Source organism: Bradyrhizobium sp. AZCC 1721, from assembly GCF_036924715.1.
Classification (GTDB): domain Bacteria; phylum Pseudomonadota; class Alphaproteobacteria; order Rhizobiales; family Xanthobacteraceae; genus Bradyrhizobium.
This window is the reverse complement of the sequence record NZ_JAZHSB010000001.1, coordinates 5,148,977-5,175,233: the sequence shown is the minus strand read 5'-3', so window position 1 is coordinate 5,175,233 and position 26,257 is coordinate 5,148,977. Positions and strand designations below refer to the sequence as shown.

Sequence of the window (26,257 nt, the reverse complement as noted above, 5' to 3'; positions counted from 1 at the left end):
CTGGATAGGAGACGGAGAATGATGAAGCATACTGGAAGCTGTTTTTGCGGTGTGGTTGAAGTCCAGGTCACGGGGGCGCCGGAAGGAATGGGCTATTGTCATTGCCGTTCCTGTCGTTCGTGGTCCGGAGGACCCGTGAATGCGTTCACGCTGTGGAAGCCGGATTCAGTACGGATCACGGCAGGTGCGCAACATGTTTCGACGTTCGAGAAGACGCCGATGAGCCAGCGCAAGTACTGTGCGGAATGCGGCGGTCATCTGATGACAAACCACCCGACGCTCGGGCTGGTCGATGTCTTTGCCGCAACCCTTCCGACGCTACCTTTCACGCCCGGCGTGCACATCAACTACGCCGAGACGGTGCTGCCAATGCGGGATGGGTTGCCAAAACTGAAAGATTTCCCGGCTGAGTTTGGCGGCTCCGGTGAAATGATTGCCGAGTAGGCGAAGCGGCGTTTTCGTAACGGCTCCGCGGACGCTGTTCGCTGCGCCTCTCATCGATAAGACGCCGCCCGTCTCCCGGACCCGATCCGGGGGCGGGCGGCGGCCTTTGGGTGCCCGTCACACGGTCGGGCAACGCTGCACGTCTGTCTTTCGCCCTGAGAGCTATGTCAGCGGCAGGTCCCGCCCTGCAAAATCGGGGTTTGGCGTTGCCCATCCGGTTCCGGTAAGAAAGCCTTGAAGTCGCGGCGAAAACCTTCATTTCGCCAGGCAAAATAAACAAGAGGAAATGCCGGAAATGACTGCCAGACCGCAATTGCCGGAGCGAACGCCGCGCGCAAAGGGCGTACCGACCGCACTGGACGGTCTACTGGTCGTCGACTTCACCAGGGTCGTTGCCGGTCCGGCCTGTACGCAAACGTTGGCCGATTTCGGTGCCGAGGTGATCAAGATCGAAAACCCCGATGGCGGCGACGATACCCGCCACTATGAACATGCGGAAATCGGCGGCGAGAGCGCGGCCTTCCTCAGCCTCAATCGCAACAAGCGCGGCATCACGCTCGATTTCAACAATCCTGCGGCGCTCGAGGTCGCTCGCGAACTGATCGCGAAAGCGGATGTCGTGGTGGAGAATTTCTCCGGCGGCGTGATGAAGAAGTTCGGCCTCGACTATGCCTCCGTCGAGCCGACCAACCCGCGGTTGATCTATTGCTCGATCTCGGCCTATGGCCGCAAGGGTGAGTTCGCGTTGCGTCCGGGCTTCGATCCGATCACGCAGGCCGAAAGCGGCTTCATGTCGCTGAACGGCTTTCCGGATGGGGAACCGGTGCGGACCGGTCCGCCGATCGTCGACATGGCGACGGGCATGTCGGCATGCAACGCGATCCTGCTGGCGCTGATCGCCCGCGACCGGCTCGGCCGCGGCCAGCAGGTCGAGATCGCGCTGATCGATACCGCCGTGTCGATGACCGGTTTCTATGGCATGGCCTATCTCATCAGTGGCGCGAACCCGGGCCGCTTCGGAAATTCGCCGAACGGCTCGCCCACCGTCGGCGTCTATCAGGCATCCGATGGACCGCTTTACATGGCCTGCGCCAATGATCGGCTCTACCGCCGGCTTGTAGTGGACGTGCTTGAACGGCCGGATCTCGTCACGGATCCCGAGTTCGCGCACAGGAAAAACCGAACTGCCAACAGAGAAAAGTTGCGTGCCATCATCGCCGGTGTCTTTGCGACAGACAGTCTTGAGAACTGGATGGCGAAGATGAAGAAGGCCAACATACCGGTTGGCTATCTGCGCACGGTAGAGGAAGGATTCAACGCGCCGGAAGTGCGCGACCGTCATCGCCTCAGCCGGATCCCGCATCCGACCGCGGGCGTCGTCCCCAATATTGAAACGCCGTTGCAGATGAGCTTGACGCCAACCGTCGATCCCGTGGTGGCGCCGCTGCTGGGTGAGCATACCAAAGAGGTGCTCCAAAAGACGCTCGGATACGATGAGCGACGTATTGCGGCTCTGGCCGAGGCGGGGGCTTTCGGGAAAACGGATAACGCGGCTTGAGCGGCGCTGATCCCTCGTTCTATGCCGACGTATCTCGCAAACGAATGACATCTCTGCGTTTGCACCACGCCTAACCCATTCAAAGCGGTAGCTTTTTCCGTTCTTCTGCGGCTAATGTGCTGCCAAAGCGGGAGAGAAACATCATGAACGACGGGACCCCCATACGGTCGGCGAGAAATGTCGAGCTCGGCGCCAGCGGCGAAGAATTCCAGAATCTCCACGAATTCGTCCGGAAAGCGCGCGCTCGCCTCAACCAGAACGCATGGGACTATATCGTCGGGGCCTCCGAAACGGAGACCACCATGCGTCGCAACCGCATGGCGCTCGACGAGATTGCATTCCGGCCTCGGGTATTGCGCAATGTCGTGGAAGTCGACCCCTCGACCGAGGTTTTCGGCCGCCGTCTGCGTTTGCCTGTCATGATTGCGCCGGTCGGTGCGCTGGAGATTTTCGATCCCGATTCAGGCGCCGCGGTCGCGCGCGGAGCAGGGCAGTTCGGCGCCGCTCACATGTTGAGCTCGGTGTCCGAGCCGGGGCTGGAAGCGACGGCCAAAGCCGCACCCGGCGCATTGCGTATCTATCAGCTCTATGTCCGCGGCGACGACGCCTTTGTCGAAGACGTTGTCAGCCGTTCTATCGAGAATGGTTATGCCGCCTTTTGCCTGACGGTTGACACCGCCCATTACAGCCGGCGCGAGCGCGATATCGCCAAACGGTATGTTCGCGAAAGCCGTATCCGGGCCACCGGCGGCGACTTCCAGAAAGGGCTGGAATGGCGCACGGTGAAGCTGATCAAGGACAAGTATAAAATTCCGCTGGTGATCAAGGGCATCGCCACCGCGGAAGACGCAGCCATCGCGCTCGATCATGGCGTGGACTGGATCTATGTGTCGAACCATGGCGGCCGCCAGCTCGACCACGGACGCGGCGCGATGCACGTCTTGCCGGAAATCGTCAACGCGGTTGCCGGTCGCGCCAGGATCATGGTTGACGGGTCGTTCTGCCGCGGTACCGACATAGTAAAGGCGATTGCCTCCGGCGCCGATCTGGTCGGCATCGGCCGTCTGCAATGCTGGGCACTCGCGGCCGCAGGCGAGGTCGGCATCGTGCGGATGCTTGAATTGCTGGAAGACGAAGTGATCCGCTGCCTCGGGCTGCTCGGCGTCACCCGCTTGGGCGAGCTCGACAAGTCCTATCTGCATGCAGCTACGGCGACCAATCCACCCAGTGTGTTCAGCGCTTTTCCATTGCTGGACATCGAGCCCTACCGCTATTGAGGAGCCGAAAGCTGCGGCCGGTCCGGAGCGCGAATACCTTTGGTCGGTGCTGTCTTCGCATCGTCGGGAACCTGACGTCGATTGCCGCATTATCGCGTCCAGGGTGCCGCAGCCACGACAGATCAATGGTCCAATAGTTGGAAGCGAAGCGAATGGCAGAAGATCCTTTCGCTGAGTTTAGCCTCGAGAAGGCTATCGATCTCCGCTGGACGTTGCGGGACATTCAGGCTCGCCGACTGAAACTGTCGCCGGTCAGCGACGAAGACTTGCGAACATTGACGGGTCTCGGCCTGGTCGAAGTGCGCGACGAGGGGATCGTGCTAACGCAGGCGGGAATCGCCGCGCTGAACAGGTCGTAATCAGCGCGCCTTCAGGAAGCTCTCGCCGGAATCGCAAGGTGTGCAGCGGTAGGTCAGCACGTCGTAATTCTGGTCGCGTGGCTCGATCGCGGCGAGCCGCATCTGTGCCCCGCATTTCATGCACGGCATTTCTATGCTGGTTTGAAAGCGCGTGCAGGTCGGCGTCGGTCGAAATGTTTGCAGCATCTTATCTCCATGTCCCAAGAGAGACTTAAAACCAGAGACGCAACGCCACCGACAGCCGATCCCTAAGCCCGAATCACTATGCCACACTGTTGCCACCATTGGAATCGGGCACCGCACCCGTACGGCTACGGGCCGCGAGGGGAGGAAATCATTCCTTGGGGTCTCTCTGAAATTGGGCCGGCCGCATACCCGCCGCCCTGGCATATATCGGAGCTCGGTCCAATACGGCGCAGACGCAGCCGGGAATTATGCTAACCTGCCAATGTCGACATTGGAGAAGCGACCATGACCGAACCGAAACTCGAAGTCCCGGCCGAGCTGCGCGAGCTGGCCGAGAGAACCATCGATCAGGCAGAAAAGGCGTTCGGCATGTTCTTCGATGCCGCCGGAAAGTCCATGACGTCGATGCCGGGGGCGGGTACGGAAATTTCCAAGCAGGCGCTGTCGTTTACCGAACAGAATATGAAGGCTGCGTTCGAGCATGCCCGCAAACTGGTCCATGCGACCGATCTCCAGGAAGCGATGCAGATCCAGTCTGAATTCCTGCGCAGCCAGTTCACCAACGCCGGCGAACATATGCGACAGATAACCGGCGGCGTCATGTCCGCCGCAAAGGATTCGACGAAGGGCAAGTTCTGAGGCGCCTGCTAGCGGCGACGTCCGATCGCGACACCGAACAAAAAGGCGACGAACAGACTGGCCAGCGGCGCTTCGCGAGTGATCGCGCTGATGGTCGAGAGCGGCATTCCCGGCTTCCGTGCCGCCGTGACTGCATCGCTTAGCCGGCCGACCGCGGCCTGCAGCGCGGCGGACACTTCTGTCAGAGTGCGTGACACATCGGTCGCGGTATCAACGGCGCGTTCCGCCATGCCGGGCTGGGATGGTCCTGAGATTTCATTCACAATTTGCAACTCACTCGATCGCTTTGGCGTTCGCCGACCGACGGCTGACGTTTCCGACAATGCGGGGCCAATACATTTGTTCCAATCACCTCTGGCAGATCGATGGGAACTTTCGGCATCGTCCGGATTTGATTCGGTAAGAGGGAAGCAACGCAGATTTTCCGATGGCGAAAGAATTGACTGAAGATCAATTGATCAGAAGCGGTGGCGCGCCATTGAAGGTTGCGATTGGGGTCGCCATTCTCGGCGTGCTCGGCATGCTGATCGTTGACCATGGGCCGTGGAACAAGCCGAAAGTACAGCACCCAACGATCGCCAATTACAGCACGACCGGCGAAGCTGCACGGGCGGCCGGTGCGCAGGTCATGCCAACCGAACCGAAGCTTGAGGTGGAGCCTGAACCGCCCGTACCAAAGCCGGTTCACCCGGCTAATCGGGCGCCGCAATAAAGCGTGAGTCGCGGCTGCACCATTTACGGCCAACGATTTCGTTTCGATATTGCTGCGTTCGATTTGACGCGGCTCCGGTACTTGACGTGTCGGGCAAATCAGGTGCACGATGACATCATCGCCAATATCGTAGAGCCCGCGCCGGAAACGGTGGCGGGCTTTTCGCTTCATCGAGTTTCCGCCAGGGCGGTTTCAAACTATCGAGGCCGTGTTGTCGAATTTTCTGCAATTCGTTGACCGGCCGAAATCGATTTGACATGTCGGGCAAATCACCGGCATAACGCCATCATCGCGAAAATAGCAAAGCCCGCACGGAGAAATCCGTCGCGGGCTTTTTGTTTGGGATTCTCGAATCGGACGGCGGCCGCACATCGACGCCGCAACTCCCAACGCCCCGCCCGGGCGTCACGAGCGCGGCCGCCGTCCGAACCTTCCATCACAATTGGCCGGCATGCGGTTCTATTTCGCCAAGCGAGGTTTTGAGAACGTGGCGCGGATTATCAAGCGATGACCGGGATGCAGGCGGCGAATGTCAGGGCCATCGTCATCGAGACGCTGGCCGAACAGCAAAGGATTCGTCACGACGATATCGACGCAGTGGTTCTCAAAGCCGTCGCAACGACACTGACTTCGTTTGGGATAGACGAGGACGATCGAAGAGAGCTTCGCGCTGATTTTCAGCACCTGCGGCGCTGGCGCAGAAGCGTCGAGCAGGCGCAGAGCTATACCTTCAAGGCAGTCGTCACGATGATCGTAACGGGATTCGTCGGTGCCGTGTGGCTCGGCATCAAGGCGACGCTCGGAAAATGATCGGTTGACTTGCCGCACACATAAACGAACTCAGATGCAGGTGCGATATGTATCAAATTCGTGAGGTTGACGCGAGCGAGGACGATATTGCGGACACACTTGCAGAACTTCATCAGTTGACGTTTCTTGAGACCGCACCCGTTCCGCAATTCGATCAGGGGCACTGGTGGCTTGCGCTTAGCGGAACCAGTCCTGTCGCTTTCGCCGGTGTCATTCCGTCGACGCACGTTTTCAAAGCGGGCTATTTTTGCCGCGTTGGCGTGCTGGGCAAGCATTGCGGACGTCGGCTTCAGTTGCGCCTGATGCGAGCCATGGAGGCGCGTGCACGTCTGAATGGGTGGTGTTCGATCGTATCTGACACTACGGATAACATTTCGTCAGCCAACAACTTCATTCGCGCGGGTTACCGCCTGTTCAGCCCAACGCATCCCTGGGCCTGGCCGAACACGCTTTATTGGCGCAAGGACATGAAATAGCTGCTTGGCACTTTCATGCCTCAAAATGCCTCTACTCGCCCGGTGGCCATCGGCCGCCGGGCTTTTTTGCGTTTTTGAGCAGCCTCTTGCGGCGGAGAGCCATGCTCCGCCCGCCTTGATCATTGGCCATCAGCCGGTAGACTGGCAAAGCGCGGGCGGCGTATCGCAACGGAGCAGGCGAGGAAACACATGGCGGAGCACGGCCGCAAGCCGGATGCAGGTTCACCCGCGGGGCCGGGCTCGGACAGCTATGCCGCCATGGTTGCACGTGCCAAGGCCTTGATTCCGGAATTGCGCGGTCGCGCTTCAAAGACGGAGGAGCTCCGCCGCCTGCCGCCCGAGACCGAACGTGATTTGCATGACGCCGGCTTGTTCCGGGTCGTGCAGCCCAGGCGCGTCGGAGGTGCCGAGCTTGACTATGTGGCTCTGGTCGATTGCTCCGACGCATTGGCGCAGGCGGATGCTTCAGTAGCATGGAACTTCGCCAACCTTGCCAGCCACCACTGGATGCTGGGCATGTTCGACAAGCATGCGCAGGACGCGGTTTGGAGCAGGAATGCCGATGCGTTGATTGCCTCGTCCTTCATCTTTCCAGCCGGGCGCGCGAGAAAGGCAGAGGGGGGATACGTCTTGCGCGGTCATTGGCCGTTCTCCTCGGGTGTGGAATCCTGCGACTGGAACATGCTTGCAGGCGTGGTGTCCTCTGACGATGAGGCCGAGGGTATCGAATACCGGATATTCCTGCTCAACCGGAGCGAATACAGGATCAACGACACCTGGAATGCGACGGGCCTGTGCGGTACCGGGTCGAACGATGTATGGGTCGAGGATTGCTTCGTTGCGGAGAACATGACCATCGCAGTCAGCGATCTGACCGGCGGACCGACGCCCGGAAGCGCCGTCAATCCAAACGCGCTCTATGCGCTACCGGTATTCTCGCTGTTTCCTTACGTATTGTCGGGCGTGGGTTTGGGCAATGCGCAAGCCTGTCTCGATGATTACGTCGAATTCGCGCGCCATCGGGCCTCGACCTACAATCGGGCCAAACTCAGCGATCTGCAGACTACCCAAATCAAGATCGCGGAGGCGTCCGCCAAGATCGATGCGGCTCGCCTCGTGATGCGTACGAACTGCATCGATGCGATGGCCGACGCGAGGCGCGGCCATATTCCAGGCCTTGCGGTCAAGACGAGGTTGCGGCGGGATGGCGCCTTCGCAGTGAACCTCTGCACCGAAGCGGTCTCGCTTTTGTTCGCGGCAAGTGGCGCGCGCAGCCTGTTCACGTCAGGCGCGTTGCAGCGGCAGTTCCGCGACGCTCACGCCGTGAATTCGCACCTCGCATTCAATTTTGATGCGGCAGGAACCAACTATGGACGCGTGGCGCTTGGCCTGCCGTCCGAAAATCTGACGCTCTGAGGCCCGGCGGATGTCTGATGCACCCAAACATCCGGCCGATCCGGCCAATGAACTTGCCAGCGGCAACTCGGCGATTGACCCGCGGGATTTTCGCAATGCGCTCGGCACATTCGCCACTGGCGTCACCATTGTCACGGCAATGACCGTGGACGGGAAGCCGTATGGCGTTACCTGCAACTCCTTTGCATCGGTATCGCTCAATCCGCCGCTGGTGTTGTGGAGTCTCGGGATGTTTTCGCAGGGGCTTACGATCTTCCAGAACGCCAGCCATTTTGCGGTCAACGTTCTCGGAGCTTCCCAGCAGGCGCTGGCGTCGCAGTTCGCAAAGTCGTCGGATGACAAGTTCGCCGGCGTGAACTGGACGCCGGGGCTTGGCAACGCGCCGGTGTTGACCGATTGCGTCGCCAATTTCCAATGCCGCGCGGCCAATCGGTATTACGGCGGCGACCACATCATCTTCCTCGGCGCCGTCGAGGCCTATGCCTATAATCGGCAGGAACCCTTGTTGTTTGCGCGCGGTAGTTTCGGCCGGTTCATTGCTGGAGATGACAGTAAGGCCTCATGAGCAACGGCCGAAGCTCGTTGGACCTTCGACGATCCTGCGGCAGACATCAAATCTAGATCTTTGCCATCTCTGCGCGATACCAGTCGCCAATCTCGCTGGCTGTCATCAGGGCCACGCCATCGTGACCCAGAACATAGTCGAGCAACGCCTCCAGATACTTGATGCGATGCGGCACGCCCGTGATGTACGGGTGAACTGAGATCGCCATGATCCGCGCGTTCGATGCGCCTTCTAGATACAGCCGATCGAACTGGTCGGTGCAGCGTTTCAGGAATTGCTCGGAAGAAAGATGCTGTAGTGCGTGGATGACGATGTCGTTGGTTTCGACCGAATAGGGGATCGTTGTGATGGCGCCGTGGGGCGTGGCGATGTCCTGCGGCAGATCGTCGATCACCCAATCCGCGACGTATTCGATGCCGTTGAGGCGCAGCAGATCGAGGGTTTCCTCGGTCTCGGTGAGGCCGGGGCTTTCCCATGATCGCGGCGGCTTGCCTGCAAATTTCGAAATTGTCTCGACCGATCGTTTGATGGCATCCGCCTGATTCTCGACCTTGTGCATCGCCCCCTGCACGAAACCGTGACCCATGAATTCAAAGCCGGCGTCGAGCGCAGCGGAGGCGACACGCGGGTAGGCGTTGCAGACATTGGCATTGAGCGCCAACGTCACGGGTATTTTGCGATCCGTCAGCGCCTTGAGCTGTCGCCAGAAGCCGGCGCGCATCCCGTATTCATGCCAGGACCAGTTCGGCACGTCGGGCAATAGCGGCTGGCCCATCGGCGGGCTCAGCACGGTGCGAGGCATCGCGTTCTCGATCCGCCACTCCTCGACATTGAGGATGACCCATACCGCGAGTTTCTTGCCGCCGGGAAGCGTGAGCTTCGGCCTGTCGACTTGTGCTTGATAGGGAATGCGATCGCTCAGCGCCACGACAAGCTCCCCGCGGATTATTCAGCGGCTTTGGAATCGCCGGACACGCCAGCATTGATCCTCGGCATGACCTGTTCGGCCATCAGGACCATCGACTGTCGGCCTAGTTCGCGATCTCTCCAGTCCTTGCCGGCATACAGCAACGTTCCGAAGGGGCCGGTCTCTTCCTGAAAAGCCAGCAGTTGATCCGTCACGCTGTCCGGCGTGCCATGAATGATCAGTTTGTCGCAGATCGACTCCAGCGTCACCTCGTCATCCGACTGATCGCGGCGGGTCTTGAACAGTTCGATGCGACCGCTCCGCTTCAGCTTGGTAAGCAACGAGCGATAATAATAGACATAAGGTCCGTTTGGATCGGTGGCATAAGCCTTTGCGGTAGCTGCGTCCTTGGCTACGAACACGCTCTTGGCAACGCGCCAGTTCGCTGGATCCGCAGGACGGCCGGCGCGTTCGCATCCCTCCACATATTTCGGCCAATGGCTCTTCACCCAGGCCGGCATCAGGAAATTTGCCGAGATTGGTTCCCAACCGCGCGCGGCGGCTTCCGTCACACCTTTTGAAAACGGCGCCACCGCAGTGACCACGATCGGCGGGTGCGGCCGCTGCAGTGGGCGCGGAATGAAGCCCTGGCCGATGTCTTCGATCAGAGTCTTCTGCACCGATATATTCCAGAATTGACCTTGCAGATTGTAGGGCGGCTCGCTGGCCCAGATCTGAAGTACCTGATTGATCGCCTCCAGGAACATGGCATTCCTGTCCGCCTCGAGATTGCCGAACACTTCCGCGTCCGACAGCAGACCGCCCGGGCTGATGCCGAAGATCAGTCGCCCGTCGAGCATGTGATCGAGCATCGCTATCGAGGCTGCAATCGCTGCCGGATGAGCGTTCGGCATGTTGACGGTGCCGGTGCCAAGTTTGATCTTGCTGGTTGCCGCGGCGAGCCATGCAATGAATGCGATGCAGGACGTGATGTTCTCGGCTCTGTCGGTAGTGTGCTCGCCGACATAGCCTTCGGTGAAACCGAGTTCATCGGCCAGCAGGAAAGCCTCTCGATCCTCCTTGAGCGAAAGCCGCCAATCCTTGTCGACAGGATGGATCGGCATCGTAAAGAATCCAAGCTTCATGGTCCGCTCTTCCCCAAAGGCAGGCTTTTTGTTTGCACAGAACGTGCGTCGTTCGTTGCTCGAAAACAAGCTCAAAGTCGAAATAATCATCCAACAAACTTGACCTTTGGCGATCACAGCCGTCTAATTCCGCGAAAATGCCGATAGTTGGCCGGGGAGGTCACGCCAAAAATGAAAGCCTCGGCTTTCGCTTATGCCCGCGCAACCAGCGTCGCCGATGCGCTGGAATTGCTGACCGCGTATGGCGAACGGGCCAAGGTGTTGTCGGGCGGCCAGAGCCTGGTGCCGGCGATGAATCTGCGCCTGGTCGCACCGGAGCTCATTGTCGATATTGGCGAGCTGACCGAGTTGCGCGGGCTCTCGGTTAAGGGAGGCGTCCTCACCATAGGTGCGCTGACACGTCACGCCGATCTCTTGAAATGCCCCGAAATAGCAGCCCATGCTCCCTTGCTGAAGGATGCGGTCGCACATGTCGCCCATCCCGCGATCCGCAATCGCGGCACGATTGGGGGAAGCCTTGCGCACGCTGATCCGGCTTCGGAACTGCCGGTCTGCATGCTCACGCTTGGCGCTACCATCATTGCCCGCGGACGGGGCGGCGAGCGGCGGATTGCGGCAAACGAGTTCTTCATCGGGATCTACGAAACCGCGCTTACTCCGCAGGAACTGCTGGTTGCCGTCGAGCTGCCGGTGACTTCAAAGAACGCGACGCATTTCTTTCATGAGTTCGCCCGTCGGCATGGCGATTACGCCATTGTTGGCCTCGCAGCGCAGGCTTCCATCAAGGATAGGCGCTTCGCCGATCTTCGACTTGGCTTCTTTGCCGTCGGCGATCGCCCGTTGCTGGCCAAGTCTGCCAGCAAGCTGGTCGATGTCGCCATCACACCTGCGGTGTTGTCTGAGGCAGCTTCTGCATTGGACGATGAACTCGATCCGCTGGACGATCAACAGGCGACACCCGCCATGCGTCGGCATCTGGCGAAGGTTCTGTTGACGCGCTGCGTGTCGTTACTGCTTGCCCGGCCGGATCTTCGTGCGGGAGCATCAGCGTGACGGCTACGGTTGCGATTGCGTTGAGTGTAAATGGAGAGCTCGTCGAAGCGAATGTACTGCCGCGCCTGAATTTGGCGGATTTTCTTCGTGAGCATCTCAAGCTGACCGGCACGCATGTCGGATGCGAACATGGCGTGTGTGGGGCATGCACGGTCCGCGTCAACGGCGACATCGTCCGCTCCTGCCTGATGCTCGCGGTTCAGACGCACAATGCAGCGATCGAGACGATCGAGGGGGTGTCCGATAGCGGCGAAATTGCCGATTTGCAGTCAGCATTCCGGGAGCGTAACGCACTGCAGTGCGGTTTCTGCACGCCGGGAATGCTGATGGCGGCGCAGGATCTGCTGAAGCAATCGCCGTGTCCGGATCGAGAGCGGATACGCGAACATCTTTCCGGCAATTATTGTCGCTGTACGGGTTACCAGGCAATCGTTGACGCCATCGAGAGCACAGCGTGGGCGCGCACGGGACGCCGGCCATGACATCGGAGCGGGCAAATCCTCAAACACTTTCTGTGCTGGATCGCCCGAACTCGTATATCGGGAAGGCAGTGCCGCGGCCGAACCTCGATCGGCTGATGCAGGGACGTGGGCTCTATGTCAGTGACATCGAGCTGCCGCGCATGGCGCATGCCGTGTTCCTACGGTCGCCGCACGCGCACGCGAGGATCGTTGGCATCGAGACCTCAGCGGCCAAGCAGATGCCCGGCGTGATCGCTGTCGTTTCAGGCAGGGAGCTATCGACCGTCATCACGCCGTGGGTCGGCGTGCTTTCGCATCTGAAGGGACTCAAATCCGCCCCGCAAAGTGCGATCGCTGTCGACCGGGTGTGCTGGCAGGGTGAAGCGGTCGCTGCCGTGGTGGCGGCCAGCCGCGCACAGGCCGAGGACGCCGCAGAGCATGTCTTGGTTAAATATGAGGAGCTGCACGCCGTAACGGATATGCGTGCTGCGCTCGATCCGGCAACGCCTGTGATCCACGCCTCTCTTGGGGACAACCTGGCGTTCGAGCGCATTCACGATGCGGGCGCCGTCGGTCAGGCCTTTGCCGAGTCCGACGAGGTGGTCGAAGCAGAGTTCGTTTTCGGACGGCACACCGGCGTGACGCTGGAGCCGCGCGCGGTGGTGGCAGACTGGAACGCCGCGGAAGCCAGGCTGACCATCTATCAAGGCACGCAGGCGCCGCATATGGTGCAGAATATCGCGGCGCTCCATCTTGGCTTGAAGGAATCACAGGTCCGCGTCGTCTGCAAGGACGTCGGCGGCTCCTTCGGTATCAAGGTCCATATCTATGCCGACGAGATGGCGACCTACGCACTATCCAAACTTCTGCGGCGTCCGGTCAAGTTCGTCGCCGACCGGGTCGAGAGCTTCAACACCGATATTCATGCCCGCGACCATCGCTGCAAGGGAAAGATCGGCGTCAAGCGCGATGGCACCATCATGGCATTCGAGATCGACGATCTTACGGGCATCGGGCCTTATTCCATGTACCCGCGCACCAGCGCGATCGAGGCCAATCAGGTCGTCAATCTCGTCGGCGGGCCCTATGTGACCGGGAATTACCGTGCCCGTGCCCGCGTCGTATTCCAGAACAAGAACGTGATGTGCCAGTACCGTGCAGTTGGCCATCCGATTGCCTGCTCGGTGACGGAGGGCCTGGTCGATCTGGCGGCGATGAAGATTGCCATGGATCCGGTTGAAATCCGTCGCCGCAATCTGATTGCCGACGACGCCTACCCCTGCGCCTCGCCATCAGGTCTGCGCTTCGAGCAGTTGTCGCACCATGCGGCGCTCGCCAAGCTCGTCCAAATGATGGACTACGATGCGTTGCGCGCTGAGCAGGCCGCCCTGCGAAGGAAGAACATCCATCGTGGCATCGGCATCGCCAGCTTCATCGAAGTTACCAATCCGAGTGCAGCGTTTTATGGCGTAGGCGGTGCGAAGATATCCTCGCAGGACGGTGTCGCGGTGCGGCTTGATGCGCAGGGGTCAGTGATCTGCCAAACAAGTATCACCGAGCAGGGGCAGGGATCGGAATCGCTTACCGCACAGATCGTCGGAAGCGTGCTTGGCGTCTCAATGGATCGCGTCCGCGTAATCCTGGGCGACACCGACAATACGCCGTATGGTGGCGGCACCTGGGCTTCGCGCGGCGCTGGTATCGGTGGAGAGGCCGCGCTTCAAGCCGCCAAGGTACTGCGCAGGAACATCCTCGACGTAGCGGCTGCCGTCCTGCAATCGACGCCAAGCGAACTCGATATTGTCAACAACGCGGTAGTGAATGTCGTCGATGGCGCGCCGCGGATCGATCTGAGCGAGCTCGCGCGAATTGTCTATTTCCGCCCCGACACGCTGCCGCCGGGCATTCAGCCCGAATTGATGGCGACCAGGCACTTTGTCCCGCGCGAATATCCTTTCGCCTTCACCAATGGCGTTCAGGCCTCATGGCTGGAGCTTGATCCCGATACGGGTTTTGTGAAGCTGCTGAAGCACTGGGTGGTCGAGGATTGCGGCACGATCATCAACCCGCAACTGGTTGATGAGCAGATCAGAGGCGGCGTGGTGCAGGGGCTTGGCGCCGCGCTATTCGAGAAATGCGTGTATGACGAACGTGGCCAACTCACCAACGCAAATATGGCCGACTATCTCGTTCCGATGTCCGGTGAAATGCCGGACATCGACGTCGGACATGTGGTTTCACCGACCCTCGAATCGGAACTGGGCGCGAAGGGCGCAGGGGAAGCCGGCACGGCAGGTGCGGCGGCCGCCGTGACCAATGCGGTCAACGACGCGCTCAGACCGTTTGGGACAATCATCACGGAAATCCCCCTGACGCCTCAGGTTATTCTGAGCGCCTTGGGACGCATCTAATGCGACCGCGATAAATTTGATCAGGGGGCAGGGCGGACGTTGATGGCGCGCCGGGCGGCGCTGCGGCCTTCTCCGCAAAACGCTGTGTCGCAAAACCTTCATACGCGGCCTATACGTCACACCGATTGGTGATGAGATCGTCAATTGCCGCCCTAACCCGGAGTTTCCCATGAAGACCGCCCGTTTTGTTCTTGCCTTGCTGGCGCTGTTGCTAATCGCGCCCTGGCAATCCGCCAAAGCGGCCGACGTCATTTGCTACAATTGCCCGCCGGAATGGGCGGACTGGGCTTCCATGCTCAAGGCCCTCAAAGCCGACCTCAACTACGATATCCCGCACGACAACAAGAATTCCGGCCAAGCGCTTGCTCAGATACTTGCCGAGAAGAATAACCCGGTGGGTGATATCGGCTATTTCGGTGTTACCTTTGGTATGAAGGCCAAGGCGCAGGATGCGCTTGAGCCTTACAAACCGGCGAAATGGGACCAGGTCCCCGCCGGCCTGAAGGATGCCGACGGCCACTGGACCGCGATTCATTCCGGCACGCTTGGCCTGTTCGTGAACAAGGACGCGCTTGGCGGCAAGCCGGTGCCGACCTGCTGGAAGGATCTCCTGAAGCCCGACTATAAAGGGATGGTCGGTTATCTCGATCCGTCGTCGGCCGCCGTCGGGTATGTCGGCGCGGTCGCGATCAATCTGGCGCTCGGTGGCTCCGAAGCGAACTTCGATCCTGCGATTAACTTCTTCAAGGACCTGCGGAAGAACGACCCGATTGTCCCCAAGCAGACTTCCTACGCCCGCGTCGTCTCCGGAGAGATGCCGATCCTGTTCGATTATGATTTCAACGCCTATCGCGCGAAGTACTCCGAGAAGGGCAATTTTGAATTCGTGATCCCCTGCGAGGGGTCGGTGGTGTTTCCCTATGTCGCCGGCCTCGTCAAGAACGCGCCCAATAAGGACAAGGCCAAGAAGGTGCTGGACTATCTTTTGTCGGACAAGGGACAGGCGATCTGGACCAACGCCTACCTTCGGCCGGCGCGGCCGATCGATCTGCCCGAGGCGGTGAAGAAGAAATTCCTGCATGACAGCGAATATGCGCGTGCGAAGAACGTCGACTGGGGCCAGATGGAAAACGTGCAAAAAGGCTTTGTCGATCGCTATCTCGCCGAGGTTCGCTGAGGCAATATGGCGCCTCTCGCCGGGGCACCATTTTCCGATGTCGCATAGGTCTTTTGTCTGGTTATGCCTGCTGCCGCTTGCGGTAGTGACGGCGGCATTTTTCCTGTTGCCGATGGCGCGGCTTGTTGTAACCGGAGCAGCGGGACCACAGGGGCTCGCGGGGTATCTCGCGATCCTGACCGAGCCGCGTTACCGGGCGACCCTCCTCAACACGGTCTTGCTAGCTACCGCGACCACCATTGTGACCCTGATCGTGGCGACGGTCGCCGGGATGTTCCTGCAGCGGCATCGTTTCCCCGGCCGCGCCATTCTGATTGCGATGCTGACCTTTCCTCTGGCGTTTCCTGGCGTGGTGGTCGGCTTCATGATCATTCTTCTCGCCGGTCGACAGGGCCTGATCGGCGATTTCTCGAACCGCGTGTTTGGCGAGAAGCTTGTCTTTGCCTATTCGATCTACGGATTGTTTCTTGGATATCTGTATTTCTCCATCCCGCGCGTCATCCTCACCATCATGGCCGCGGTGCAGAAGCTTGATACAGGCTTGGAAGAGGCCGCGCGCTCGCTCGGCGCGAGCCCTTGGGCCGTGCAGCGTGATGTCGTCCTGCCGGCCCTGGCGCCGGCCTTCGTCGCCTCCGGCGCAATCGCGTTTGCGACCGCGATGGGGGCGTTCGGAACGGCATTTACGCTGGCGACGAACATCGATGTACTGCCGATGCTGATCTATACCGAATTCACGCTGGCTGCGAATTTCTCGATCTCGGCCGCGCTGTCGGTCGGGCTTGGCGTCATTACCTGGCTTATTCTTGCGCTTGCCCGCTCCTTCAGCGGAAGTGCCGTTGCGGCGGCTGGATGAGACCATGCGTGATCGCCTGATCTTCATCGGCCAGTTCATCTTCACCCTGCTGGTAGCCGGATTCCTGGTGGTGCCCGCGATTCTGTCGATCTCCGCCGGCGTCACCGTGAACTACTTCCGCGGCATCCAATCCGGCGTGACCTTGCAATGGGTTGTGCAGGTATGGGAGCTTTATGCTGGCACCATCCTGCTTTCATTCGTGGTTGCATTTGCAACTCTTGCAGTGGCGCTCGTCGCAGGCGTTCCAGCCGCCTATGCCTTGCATGTGCGGGGAGGGCGCCTGTCGCGGATCGTCGAGGAGATCATCACCCTGCCGTTGGCGATCCCTGGCCTGGCCATCGCACTGGCATTGCTCCTGACCTATGGAGGTTTCGGCGACTTTCGCCGCTCCTGGCTGTTCATTCTCGCGGGCCATGTCATCTTCACGATGCCCTTCATGGTGCGATCCGTGATGGCTGTGTTCGCGACAGTCGACATCAAAACGCTGGACGAGGGTGCGGCATCGCTCGGCGCATCGCCGTGGCGGCGCTTCCGCGACGTGATCGTCCCCAATGCTCTGCCCGGCATATTGGCGGGCAGCCTGATGGTGGTGACGCTGTCACTCGGTGAATTCAACCTGACCTGGATGCTGCACACGCCATTGACCAAGACATTGCCGATCGGGCTCGCCGACAGCTATGCCTCGATGCGGCTGGAAGTGGCCTCGGCCTATACGCTGATCTTCTTCGTGATGATCATTCCGTTGCTGGTCGCTATGCAATTGTTTGCCGAGAAGGAACAGAAGAGATGAGTGCGCAGGCCGGACACGGCGCCTCGGTGCGTATCGAGGCCTGCGGCAAGACCTTCGCCGACGGAACGCGCGCGCTTGAACCTGCAACGCTCGAGATCGCCCGTGGTGAAACACTGGTGCTGCTCGGCCCCTCCGGTTGCGGCAAGACCACCATGCTGCGCATTATCGCCGGCCTCGAACTGCCCGATGCAGGCGGCAGGGTACTGTTCGACGGCAAAGACATGACGGCGGTGCCGATAGAGCGGCGTAACGTGGGCATGGTGTTTCAGTCCTATGCGCTTTTCCCCAATATGACCGTATCCGATAATATCGGTTATGGATTGAATATCCGCGGCGTACCGAGGAAGGAGCGGGCGGCGCGCGTTGCCGAACTGGTGGCGCTGACCAATATCTCCGGGCTGGAGCACCGCCGGATCGACCAGCTTTCAGGCGGCCAGCGGCAGCGGGTGGCGCTGGCGCGCGCGGTAGCGATCCGGCCGGGCATCCTGTTGCTCGACGAACCGCTGACGGCGCTCGATGCCGCCCTGCGTGACCGGCTGCGCGGCGAGCTGAACCGCCTGCTGCGCGCGCTCGGCATCACCACGATTTACGTGACGCATGATCAGTCCGAGGCCATGGAGCTCGGCGACCGTGTCGTGGTCATGCAGAAGGGGAAGATTGCCCAGATCGGCACGCCGCGCGAGATCTACTTCACGCCGAACAGTCGCTTTGTCGCCGAATTCATCGGCGCGGCGAATATCCTCGAGGCGGCCGTCGAGAATGGTCACTTGGTATTGCCGGGCGGACGTCAGCCGATTGACGGCGATGCGAATTTACCGGCCGCAGTGGCGATGATTCGCCCCGAGACCATACGCGTGGTGGCAGCCGAAAGCGCGCCGCTTTCAGGCATCATCGACAGCGTCAGCTTCATTGGTGACAGGCAACGGCTGGTGGTCAGCGGCGTGTCTAACAGGTCGTTCACCGTCGATGCGCCGAATACGGTCCGGGCCAAGTCCGGCGAACGGATCGGATTATCGATTTCGCCAGACGCCGTCCGTCTGTTGCCGCCCGAAAGCTGAGAAAGTCGATGTCGCCAATGCCGGTTCATATTGCCCAGATTTCTGATCTGCACATCAAGCCGCCGGGAGCACTTGCCTATGGCAAGGTGGATACTGCAAAGGCGCTCGAACGTTGCGTTGCCGCCCTGAACGAATTCAGGCCTGCGCCCGATTTTGTAGTGGTCTCCGGTGATCTGGCGGACACGCCGACGGCCGAGGAGTATCAATATCTCAATCGGCTGCTGGCGCCGCTCAAGCTTCCGTACGCCGGCATTCCCGGCAATCACGACTCGCGCGAATTGATGCGTGCCGCGTTTCCTTCCGCGTCCTATGCCTTCGTATCAGGGCCGCTCAATCAGAGGATCGAGGTTGCGGGGCTCGATCTGCTGTTGCTGGATTCAAGCGTACACCGAAAGCCGCATGGCGAACTCGATGGGCTCACGTTGCAATGGCTTGACGCGATGCTGGCTTCGTCGCCAGACCGGCCGGCGCTGCTGTTTCTGCACCATCCGCCGTTCAAGGCCGGAATTTGGCACATGGACCGTCAGAATCTCCTCAATGCAAGCGAACTCGCGCCGATCGTGCGTCGTCATCCCCGCGTGCAATTGATCGCAACTGGACATGTGCACCGCGCGGCACTGACCACGTTTGCGGGCGTACCGACCACGATCTGTCCCGCCCCCAACCATGCCGTCGATCTTGATCTGGCCGAACTGCGCGAACCTTCCTTCAAGGTGGAGCCGCCGGCCTTTCATCTCCATAGCTGGTTTCCGGGTGAGGGGTTCGGCACGGTCGTTACCCATCAAGTGCCGATAGGCACGTTCGACGGCCCACATCCGTTTTTTGGGCCAGATGGGAAGCTGCTGTAGCCGTGCGGCATTCCCCGGCCGGACCGATTGCATAAGCCGAACATCGGGCGCAATCTTTCCCAAAATGGCGGCCGCATTCCTAAGGTTGGTGCCGCTCATATTGGGGGGAATGATGCAGCCGCTTCATCTGGTGATTCCAGCGCTTGCCTTGCTCCTAGGCCATCATGCGATGGCGCAGGGGAACTATCCGGACCGGCCCATCAAGATGATCGTGCCGCTGGCCGCGGCAAGTGCGGTCGACGTCGCTGCGCGGATCGTCACCCAGAAGATGGCCGACAATATGGGCCAGCAGATCGTGATCCTGAACCAGCCGGGCGCTTCAGGCCTGATCGGGGCGGAGGCCGTCGCCCGCGCCGAACCGGACGGCTACACGATTGGCGGGTTCAACGACAGCATCATGACGATGGTGCCGAACCTGCAGTCCAAGATGCGCTGGGATATCCTGAAGGACTTCGAGCCGGTGTCGCTGGTCGCGACGGTGGAGTGGGGGCTGGTGGCCAACAATCAGGCCAGCTTCAAGAACGCAGCAGATCTGATCGCGGCCGCGAAGGCGACGCCTGGCAAGATCGACTATGGTTCGGGCGGGCCGGGCAGTCCGCAGCATCTGGCGATGGCGATGTTCGCGTCGGCCGCCGGCATATCGCTCACGCATGTGCCTTACAAGGGCGCCACCCAGGCCGCAACCGACATCGCCGCTGGCCAGATTCCCGTAGGTTTCCAGGGCCTCGGCACGGTCGCAACGCTCGTGCGCGGCGGCCGACTCAAGCTGATCGGGGTAACCACCGAGAGGAGATTGTCGCAATTTCCCGATGTGCCGACCGTCTCGGAATCCGGTCTGCCCGGCTTCTTCTTCAATTCATGGTTCGCAATTCTTGCTCCCGCCCGTACCCCGAAGCATATTGTTGCCCGCCTGAACGCCGAGGTGCTGAAGGCGGTTGGCGATCCTGACGTGCGCCGCAGGCTTGAAGAGCTGGGTTTCGCCGTGCGCGGCAGTTCAGCGGAAGAGCTGCGCGCCATGACGCGCGATCAGTTCGCGAAGTATGAGCGCGTGATCAGGGAAACGGGAATCGCCAAGGAATAGTTGCCGACCAATGCGCCACAGCGCCAGGGTCGGCAGCCTATTTTGTAATCAATAGCAGGCGTAACGGCGGCCGTTGCGACCGACATAGTAGTCGGCGCCCATCGCACAGGGACCGGCTCCCCACGCATAAGCTCCGCGAATCTGACTGCGTAGCTGGTGGTCGCCCGCGTAGGGACTGTCAGGTCCCTTGTTCTGGCAATTTGCATTCGGATAGAATTGTGCACAGTAGCCGGGATTGTAGATCACCTCCTGCGCGGCCGCCGGCGCTGCAACCGCAGCGGTAAGGAGAGCTGCCGTGCCCAGTAACGCTAATTCTTCTTGGGTATTCTCCTCGGGCGCTGGCCTAAGCGCGCCGGGTCTAACCTATGCGGCCTGTGCGCGATTTGGCGTCCAAACAGCTAGTTCGTGCATGCGAGGAAAGGTTTATCGGAGGACACGCTCTGTGCCACATGACCGGGCTTGCAGCTGTTAGTTGCGTGATGGGCTGTTTGCTACGAAAGTCCTCGTTGTGCTAACTCAAGTGTCTTCTGATCGTTCTCAGCCCGAAAATCCAACGCATCGTGGCTTACCTGCCAGAACGCCGCCGATCTGGATTGACGACGTAACGGCTTGTTCGCCCACGATCTTTCGCTAGTCTGACACAGGTGGATGGAGGAAGCTGAGGGTGTCTTGCCAGGTCTGTTCGTCAACGCTGAGAGCTGGCGATCTGTTTTGCTCTGCATGCGGTGCGGTGGTGCTCAACCATCCGGTGAGCCCGTTCGTATCCGAAGCGCATGGCCGCATTGCTGGCGAGCGAAAATTCCTCACCGTGCTTTGTTCCGACCTGCAGCGTTCGACCGATCTGATTTCGGAGCTCGATCCTGAAGAAGCGATTTCCCGGCTCGAGCCTGCCTTGGTCGCGATGCGCACGGCAGTTCGTCGCAGCCGCGGTATCGTCAGCAAGGAAGGTGGTGACGGGCTGATTGCCTTATTTGGCGCACCGCATGCGGACGATAATCACGCCGTTTTGGCCTGTCATGCAGCTATTGAACTCGTCAGGCGTATCAAGCTGCTGAACGATCCGGCGCTTCACGTCCGAGTCGGCGTTCATTCCGGCTATGTCGTTGCGCATGTCATCGAAGCGGACTTTTCTTCGATCTATGAAGCAGGCGGGCCCGCCGTCCATCTGGTGAAGCGGCTCGAAAGCGCGGCGAACGCCGGACAGATCCTGGCCTCAGAATCCTGCCAGAATCTGGCGACCGGAATTGTGACCTTCAACGCACTGCCGCCGAAACGGATGGAGGGATTTCCCGCACTGGTGCCCTGTTACGAGGTCGTCGAAGTCAGTGGTCTCAGCCGCTGGCGGGCCCGTTCGACGAGCGGTCTTTCGTCCTTTGTCGGCCGGAACGAGCAGATTTCGCAACTGGAGCGCGCGGCACAGGCAGTCGGCCCTTCGGGGAAGATCGCTGCCGTGGTGGGAACGGCTGGAATAGGAAAGTCCCGCGTGGTCCATGAATTCGTGGACACCTTGCGGCAACCTGATTGGCAGGTTGTCGAAGCCGAGTGTAATCCGCTCGAACAAGCAGCTCCTTACGCCTTGGTGAAGAGGCTTGTTCAGAGCGCGCTGCAGCGAGAGAATTTCGCCCTCGCGGGGCAAGTCGGCTCAAGCGATGACCTCCCGCCGGCTCACGCTGAGCTTTGGCCAGCGGCACTCGATTCTGTACTCGATCAGCCCGTCGGGGATCCACGCTGGCGCGATCTAGAACCCTTGCTGCGGCGGCGTGTCATTGTCGATGCAGTTCGCAACACGTTGGAGCGAGTAGTTTCGTCCCAGCCGACGGTGTTGTTGCTGGAGGATTTGCATTGGATCGATGGCCAGAGCGAGGCCGTCGTTGAAGCTCTGGTGTCGCTTGCGGCCACCCGGCCGTTGCTGGTGCTGTTGACTTGGCGGACCGAATATGCGCCGAGCTGGCTTGAAGGCCTGGACGTACTGCGGATCTGGCTTCGGTCGCTCGACGCGGCTTCGGCAAACGTACTGCTCGACAATTTGCTAGGCACTGCTGCCGATCTCGATGCTATCAAGGCCCGTATCCTCCGCCACACCGGGCAGATACCGCTCTTCATCGAGGAAGTCGCCCGGCAGCTCGCCAGTCGCGGTGCCGCTGATGGCGCCGGCGCATCCTGGGACACTCTCGAAATTCCTCCCACCGTCCAGGGAGTGATCGCATCGCGCATTGATCGCCTGCCGAAAGAAGACAAGGCGCTTCTGCAACTTGCTTCCGTCCTCGGACCCCGCATATCGCCAAACCTGCTCGCTGCCGTGACCGAGATGCCGGCGGCGCAATTACAAAGCAAACTCTGGTCCCTGGAGGTCCTGGACTTCCTGGAGGAGGTGCGATCTGCCTCATCGGTTGAGTATGTGTTCGCGCACGATCTTATTCGCGAGGTCGCTTACGAATCGATCCTCCGCTCGCAGCGCGAGGTGCTGCATCGCCGGATTCTAACGGCTATGGAAACAACGTCGGCTGGGCGCGAGGAAGACGTTGCGGAAGCGCTTTGCCATCACGCGATCAAGGCCCAGGATTGGAGCAAGGTTGACCGATATGGCCATTTGGCCGCGAGGAAGGCATTTGCCAGATCAGCGTTCCGTGACGCTGCCGGGTATTTCCAGTTTGCGATGGACGCCATTGACAAGCAGCCGGCCTCGATCCCGCGCGAACAGCAAGCAATTGATCTCCGCATTGAAGCCCGGCTGGCGTTTGCGGCGCTTGGAGAAATCGAGCGATGGTTCGAGCTGTGCCGCGATGCTGAAGCACGCTCCGAGAAAATTCGAGATGAAGAAAGACGGCTTGCATCGATAGCGATGAGGGCGGCGGCGTTGAATTTCTACGGAACGCCCTACGAAGCGATCGTGGTGGCCGAAGAAGCCGTCGCCTTAGCCAACCGGATGAACGATACGCCCTGGCTTTGCCTAGTCGAATACGGCCTCGGCCAATCGTATTTTCTCGCCGGGCGATTTCGGGATGCACGACGGCATCTTGCAAAGGCAACTGCACTGCTTGCGAGTGCACCGGAGAACGTCCCGCCGGGAACGACGGGATCCAGCCTACTGGTGCTGTGCCGAATGATGAGCGCCATCGTTCACGCATGGTTGGGCGAATTTGACGAGGCCGAGCATTGCTCCGAGGAGGCAGGTATTCTGGCGGAAACAAACGACCGTCCTTATGACATGATCGCGGCCGACTATGGTCGCGGCGTCGTGCAGATGATGCGCGGCGATCTTGAGGAGGCAGAGAGCGCCCTTGATCAAGCTTTGCGCGTTTCGCGCGAAAGCGAGGCGCGCTTGTTTCGGCCTCTCATCATGAGCGCGCTGGGAAGTCTTTACTCGCAGCAGGGATTTGCCGAGCGCGCGACGGAGGTCCTTTTGCAGGCCAAGGATGAAGCCGACAAGCTTGGGCATGAAACCAGCAAGGTCGCCATCTCGGCGTATCTCGGCGCTGCCTATGGTCAGCTCGGCGATACCCAGCATGGATTATCGCTCCTGCGTGCCTGCCAGGCCAGCGCAAGACAGAAGGGATATGCGGGTATCGAAGCGCTGGCGGCGAGCGCGGAGGCGAATATTCTCGCGTCCCAGGGCGGGCACATGCTTGAGGAGGCCATGGGCTGCCTGCAACGCACCATCGAATTCACCGCCAAACTCGAAGCCTTGCCCCTGCTGGGGGCAGCCAAGGGAGTGCGCGCCCGGCTCCTGGCGGCCTCCGGCCGTACGGACGAGGCAAGGGAGGAGCTTGCGCAGGCCATCAGCCTCTTCGACCAATCAAGAATGACGGTACATTTACAACGTGCTAAGGCCGCGCTCTCCAAGTTCTCGGATATTTGACATATTATGGCAACGTTACGGCCACGGCGATTATCGTCGACCTTTAAGGAGCACAGGAATGGCGGGACTAGTTTACAGCGGAAAATTTGAAGAACACATCAACGAATTGTATAGCCCGAAGAATATCAGCAAAACTGCGAAGAAATTCAAAGAGTACGAAAAGAAGAACGGCCCCTATTCATTCGGGAAATTTACCAAATTCCTGGTGCCGAAGAAGGAAAACTGGGCCGACCAATCAGGATCAACTGAAGGGCACGACAGGTGGGAAAAGCATTCCGGCGCAATTCCCAAGGCGATCCGCGACAAGATTACTGAAATCATTGCGACCAATCTGAGATCGCCCAAGCCGCTGCCGCTGGTGCTGAAGGTTGGCGAGAATGTCGATGGCACGCATGACCTGAAGGTTCGGGTCTTTGCCCACAATGGCCACATGCATATTGGACTTCACATGCTTTGCCCGAATTCTTCGCTGAAATAACCCTTCAGCGGTTTGACTAGGTTAGCCAGCAAGATCGCCAGATCTTGCTGGCTTTTTTGCTGCAGGCCAGCCTTAGGTTGCGACGGCAGTGCGATCCGGCCTTGGTTCCGCCGTTTATAGGGGCATTGGTCTTGTTTCCCGCCGCCAAATCGCCGGGCCGGAGGCGCTTTCCGGTTGAAAAGCCGGTCCGCGTTGATTACGGAAGGGGGCAATCCCGTGTTCCCTGGAGTTTGACTGTCGTGCCTCAACAAAGGACGGGTGAAGCTCACGGATTTTCGAACGGCAAACTGTCGGTGCTGCGCAAGCACCCGTTTTTTGCTGACCTCGAGCCCGCGGCGTTCGAGCAGCTCTGCCGCTATGCCAAACATTCCACGTTGAAGCGGGGCGCCACGCTGTTCTCCAAGGGGGACCCCGGCAACAGCCTGTACGCGGTGATTTCGGGTACGGTGAAGATGAGTATTTCCTCCCCCGATGGCCGCAGCGCGATCCTGAACATCATCGAGCCTGGAGAAATCTTCGGCGAAATCGCACTGCTCGACGGCGGGGTTCGCTCGGCCGACGCGATCGCAAACTCCAATTGCGAGCTATTCGTCATCGATAGGCGGGAGTTTATCCCCTTCGTGAAGGAGCAGCCGGGGCTGGCGATGAAGTTCATCGAATTGCTCTGCGGGCGGTTGCGGTGGACCAGCGATCAGGTCGAGCAGATTATCCTGCAGAATTTGCCCGCGCGACTGGCGAGCGCGTTGCTGCGCCTGTCCGAAAAACACAAACCTGCGCAGCAGGGTCGAACCATCGCGATCACCCAGCAGGAGATCAGCGAGATGGTTGGCATGACCCGGGAGAGCATCAACAAGCAGTTGCGCGCCTGGGCGACCCGCGACTGGGTACGCCTCGAGCATGGCGCCATCGTTGTGTTGAATGCCGAGATGCTTCGTGATCTGGCCGATGCCGGATCCGGAAGCGAAGGCGAATAGGCCTCTCGTTTTCCTTCACAGGTCGAACACCGCAACCGCGCGGATCGGCGACGCTGTCCCGCCGCGCCACTTCATCGGCAGGCCGATAAATGTGAACTGGCCGCGTCCCAACAGCGCTTCGAGATTGCACAGGCTCTCGATGTGAGTGATGTCGAGGTCGAGGCAGGCCTTGTGGACGAGGGCATTAACCTTGCCCTCCGGCCCCGGCCGCATCGAATCGATGCCGAAATGCACGACGCCCTGCTGCGCCAGCCATTCGGTGGCGGCGACGTTCACGCCGGAATTGTCAGTCGAATATTCCTTGCGGGGGAATGTCCGTTCGTGGTGACCGGTGCAGAGCAGGACGGTGCCACCCTTCGGCACCGGCACGCCGGCCTTCGCCACCGCCGCCTCGAGATCGGCAGGCCTAATTTCGGCGCGCGGTGCAATGTGGCGCAGGTCGACGCAGATGCCGGGCACGATACACTTTTCCAGCGGATATTCATCGATTGATACGCCGCTCTTGCCGAAATGTCGGGGCGCGTCGATGTGGGTGCCGGCGTGGTCCACCATGGAAATGAACATCGACGCCAGCCCGTGCACATTGCCCGATTCGGCGAAGGATTCTTCGTGGGTTTTCCAGACGCCATGCATGACGGGAGGATGGCCGGGATAGCTCGGCGTGCGGTGATAGAGCTCTCGGCTGAGGTCGACGATCTTCACGCGGAGTCTCCGTGACGC

General features: G+C 60.2%; 27 protein-coding genes. 21 read left to right on the top strand and 6 right to left on the bottom strand.

What is annotated here, in order from left to right:
- Positions 1 to 21: 21 nt before the first annotated feature.
- The 4 genes from V1273_RS25050 to V1273_RS25035 all read left to right on the top strand — a co-directional run bounded on the left by V1273_RS25050 (position 22) and on the right by V1273_RS25035 (position 3,638).
- On the top strand, positions 22 to 444 hold the full coding sequence (locus tag V1273_RS25050) for a GFA family protein (protein ID WP_334412262.1): 423 nt from the start codon (positions 22 to 24) through the stop codon (positions 442 to 444).
- A 295-nt stretch (positions 445 to 739) separates the two neighbouring features.
- Positions 740 to 2,002: a CaiB/BaiF CoA transferase family protein gene (locus tag V1273_RS25045; protein ID WP_334411228.1), complete on the top strand. Its 1,263-nt coding sequence runs from the start codon at positions 740 to 742 to the stop codon at positions 2,000 to 2,002.
- A gap of 143 nt (positions 2,003 to 2,145) precedes the next feature.
- Positions 2,146 to 3,279 (top strand): alpha-hydroxy acid oxidase, encoded by a 1,134-nt coding sequence (locus V1273_RS25040; protein ID WP_334363925.1) that lies wholly within the window; start codon positions 2,146 to 2,148, stop codon positions 3,277 to 3,279.
- Between the two features lie 152 nt (positions 3,280 to 3,431).
- Positions 3,432 to 3,638 carry a hypothetical protein gene (locus tag V1273_RS25035; RefSeq protein WP_334363924.1) on the top strand — a complete coding sequence of 69 codons (207 nt, stop codon included), beginning with the start codon at positions 3,432 to 3,434 and terminating at the stop codon, positions 3,636 to 3,638.
- Here the strand turns inward: V1273_RS25035 and V1273_RS25030 are convergent, their stop codons facing one another.
- Positions 3,639 to 3,824 (bottom strand): hypothetical protein, encoded by a 186-nt coding sequence (locus V1273_RS25030; RefSeq protein WP_334363923.1) that lies wholly within the window; start codon positions 3,822 to 3,824, stop codon positions 3,639 to 3,641.
- A gap of 285 nt (positions 3,825 to 4,109) precedes the next feature.
- Here V1273_RS25030 and V1273_RS25025 point away from each other — a divergent pair, with 285 nt between their 5' ends.
- Positions 4,110 to 4,463, top strand: a complete 354-nt coding sequence (locus tag V1273_RS25025) for a phasin (protein WP_057844519.1) — start codon at positions 4,110 to 4,112, stop codon at positions 4,461 to 4,463.
- An 8-nt stretch (positions 4,464 to 4,471) separates the two neighbouring features.
- Here the strand turns inward: V1273_RS25025 and V1273_RS25020 are convergent, their stop codons facing one another.
- Together V1273_RS25020 and V1273_RS25015 are read right to left on the bottom strand one after the other, a co-directional pair.
- A complete protein-coding gene (locus tag V1273_RS25020; protein ID WP_334368965.1) occupies positions 4,472 to 4,693 on the bottom strand; it encodes a hypothetical protein in 222 nt (73 codons plus the stop codon).
- A 29-nt stretch (positions 4,694 to 4,722) separates the two neighbouring features.
- A complete protein-coding gene (locus V1273_RS25015; protein WP_334411227.1) occupies positions 4,723 to 5,346 on the bottom strand; it encodes a hypothetical protein in 624 nt (207 codons plus the stop codon).
- Positions 5,347 to 5,682: 336 nt separating this feature from the next.
- Here V1273_RS25015 and V1273_RS25010 point away from each other — a divergent pair, with 336 nt between their 5' ends.
- The 4 genes from V1273_RS25010 to V1273_RS24995 all read left to right on the top strand — a co-directional run bounded on the left by V1273_RS25010 (position 5,683) and on the right by V1273_RS24995 (position 8,442).
- A complete protein-coding gene (locus V1273_RS25010) occupies positions 5,683 to 5,985 on the top strand; it encodes a hypothetical protein (protein ID WP_442894110.1) in 303 nt (100 codons plus the stop codon).
- Positions 5,986 to 6,032: 47 nt separating this feature from the next.
- Positions 6,033 to 6,461, top strand: a complete 429-nt coding sequence (locus V1273_RS25005) for a GNAT family N-acetyltransferase (protein WP_334411226.1) — start codon at positions 6,033 to 6,035, stop codon at positions 6,459 to 6,461.
- Between the two features lie 189 nt (positions 6,462 to 6,650).
- Positions 6,651 to 7,877, top strand: coding sequence for an acyl-CoA dehydrogenase family protein (locus V1273_RS25000; RefSeq protein ID WP_334363918.1), 1,227 nt, complete (start codon positions 6,651 to 6,653; stop codon positions 7,875 to 7,877).
- A gap of 10 nt (positions 7,878 to 7,887) precedes the next feature.
- Entirely contained in the window at positions 7,888 to 8,442 is a 555-nt protein-coding gene (locus V1273_RS24995; protein ID WP_334363917.1) for a flavin reductase family protein, read from the top strand.
- A gap of 52 nt (positions 8,443 to 8,494) precedes the next feature.
- Here the strand turns inward: V1273_RS24995 and V1273_RS24990 are convergent, their stop codons facing one another.
- Positions 8,495 to 9,370 carry a polysaccharide deacetylase family protein gene (locus tag V1273_RS24990; RefSeq protein WP_334411224.1) on the bottom strand — a complete coding sequence of 292 codons (876 nt, stop codon included), beginning with the start codon at positions 9,368 to 9,370 and terminating at the stop codon, positions 8,495 to 8,497.
- A gap of 17 nt (positions 9,371 to 9,387) precedes the next feature.
- Entirely contained in the window at positions 9,388 to 10,494 is a 1,107-nt protein-coding gene (locus V1273_RS24985; RefSeq protein WP_334411223.1) for an LLM class flavin-dependent oxidoreductase, read from the bottom strand.
- Positions 10,495 to 10,665: 171 nt separating this feature from the next.
- On the opposite strand from V1273_RS24985, the gene V1273_RS24980 reads away from it, so the two are divergent.
- From V1273_RS24980 to V1273_RS24925, 12 genes are all read left to right on the top strand, one after another.
- Positions 10,666 to 11,547, top strand: a complete 882-nt coding sequence (locus V1273_RS24980; protein WP_334411222.1) for an FAD binding domain-containing protein — start codon at positions 10,666 to 10,668, stop codon at positions 11,545 to 11,547.
- Positions 11,544 to 12,029 carry a (2Fe-2S)-binding protein gene (locus V1273_RS24975; protein WP_334381340.1) on the top strand — a complete coding sequence of 162 codons (486 nt, stop codon included), beginning with the start codon at positions 11,544 to 11,546 and terminating at the stop codon, positions 12,027 to 12,029. Before V1273_RS24980 ends, V1273_RS24975 begins: the two co-directional genes overlap by 4 nt.
- Positions 12,026 to 14,419, top strand: coding sequence for a xanthine dehydrogenase family protein molybdopterin-binding subunit (locus tag V1273_RS24970; RefSeq protein ID WP_334411221.1), 2,394 nt, complete (start codon positions 12,026 to 12,028; stop codon positions 14,417 to 14,419). The genes V1273_RS24975 and V1273_RS24970 overlap by 4 nt, the downstream gene beginning before the upstream one ends.
- A gap of 169 nt (positions 14,420 to 14,588) precedes the next feature.
- On the top strand, positions 14,589 to 15,596 hold the full coding sequence (locus V1273_RS24965; protein WP_334411219.1) for an ABC transporter substrate-binding protein: 1,008 nt from the start codon (positions 14,589 to 14,591) through the stop codon (positions 15,594 to 15,596).
- 37 nt (positions 15,597 to 15,633) lie between these two features.
- Positions 15,634 to 16,449, top strand: coding sequence for an ABC transporter permease (locus tag V1273_RS24960; protein ID WP_334411218.1), 816 nt, complete (start codon positions 15,634 to 15,636; stop codon positions 16,447 to 16,449).
- Between the two features lie 4 nt (positions 16,450 to 16,453).
- Positions 16,454 to 17,239 (top strand): ABC transporter permease, encoded by a 786-nt coding sequence (locus V1273_RS24955; RefSeq protein ID WP_334363909.1) that lies wholly within the window; start codon positions 16,454 to 16,456, stop codon positions 17,237 to 17,239.
- A complete protein-coding gene (locus tag V1273_RS24950) occupies positions 17,236 to 18,297 on the top strand; it encodes an ABC transporter ATP-binding protein (protein WP_334411217.1) in 1,062 nt (353 codons plus the stop codon). Before V1273_RS24955 ends, V1273_RS24950 begins: the two co-directional genes overlap by 4 nt.
- Before the next feature lie 8 nt (positions 18,298 to 18,305).
- Positions 18,306 to 19,145: a phosphodiesterase gene (locus V1273_RS24945; RefSeq protein WP_334411216.1), complete on the top strand. Its 840-nt coding sequence runs from the start codon at positions 18,306 to 18,308 to the stop codon at positions 19,143 to 19,145.
- A 112-nt stretch (positions 19,146 to 19,257) separates the two neighbouring features.
- Positions 19,258 to 20,226, top strand: coding sequence for a Bug family tripartite tricarboxylate transporter substrate binding protein (locus V1273_RS24940; RefSeq protein ID WP_334411215.1), 969 nt, complete (start codon positions 19,258 to 19,260; stop codon positions 20,224 to 20,226).
- Positions 20,227 to 20,890: 664 nt separating this feature from the next.
- The gene (locus V1273_RS24935; RefSeq protein WP_334411213.1) at positions 20,891 to 24,085 is read left to right on the top strand and encodes an ATP-binding protein; all 3,195 of its coding nucleotides are present in this window, start codon (positions 20,891 to 20,893) and stop codon (positions 24,083 to 24,085) included.
- Positions 24,086 to 24,143: 58 nt separating this feature from the next.
- Positions 24,144 to 24,563, top strand: a complete 420-nt coding sequence (locus tag V1273_RS24930; protein ID WP_334363905.1) for a hypothetical protein — start codon at positions 24,144 to 24,146, stop codon at positions 24,561 to 24,563.
- A gap of 239 nt (positions 24,564 to 24,802) precedes the next feature.
- On the top strand, positions 24,803 to 25,537 hold the full coding sequence (locus V1273_RS24925) for a Crp/Fnr family transcriptional regulator (protein WP_334368964.1): 735 nt from the start codon (positions 24,803 to 24,805) through the stop codon (positions 25,535 to 25,537).
- A gap of 15 nt (positions 25,538 to 25,552) precedes the next feature.
- Here V1273_RS24925 and V1273_RS24920 read toward each other — a convergent pair whose 3' ends face one another.
- Positions 25,553 to 26,239 (bottom strand): cyclase family protein, encoded by a 687-nt coding sequence (locus V1273_RS24920; protein WP_334363904.1) that lies wholly within the window; start codon positions 26,237 to 26,239, stop codon positions 25,553 to 25,555.
- Positions 26,240 to 26,257: the final 18 nt, after the last annotated feature.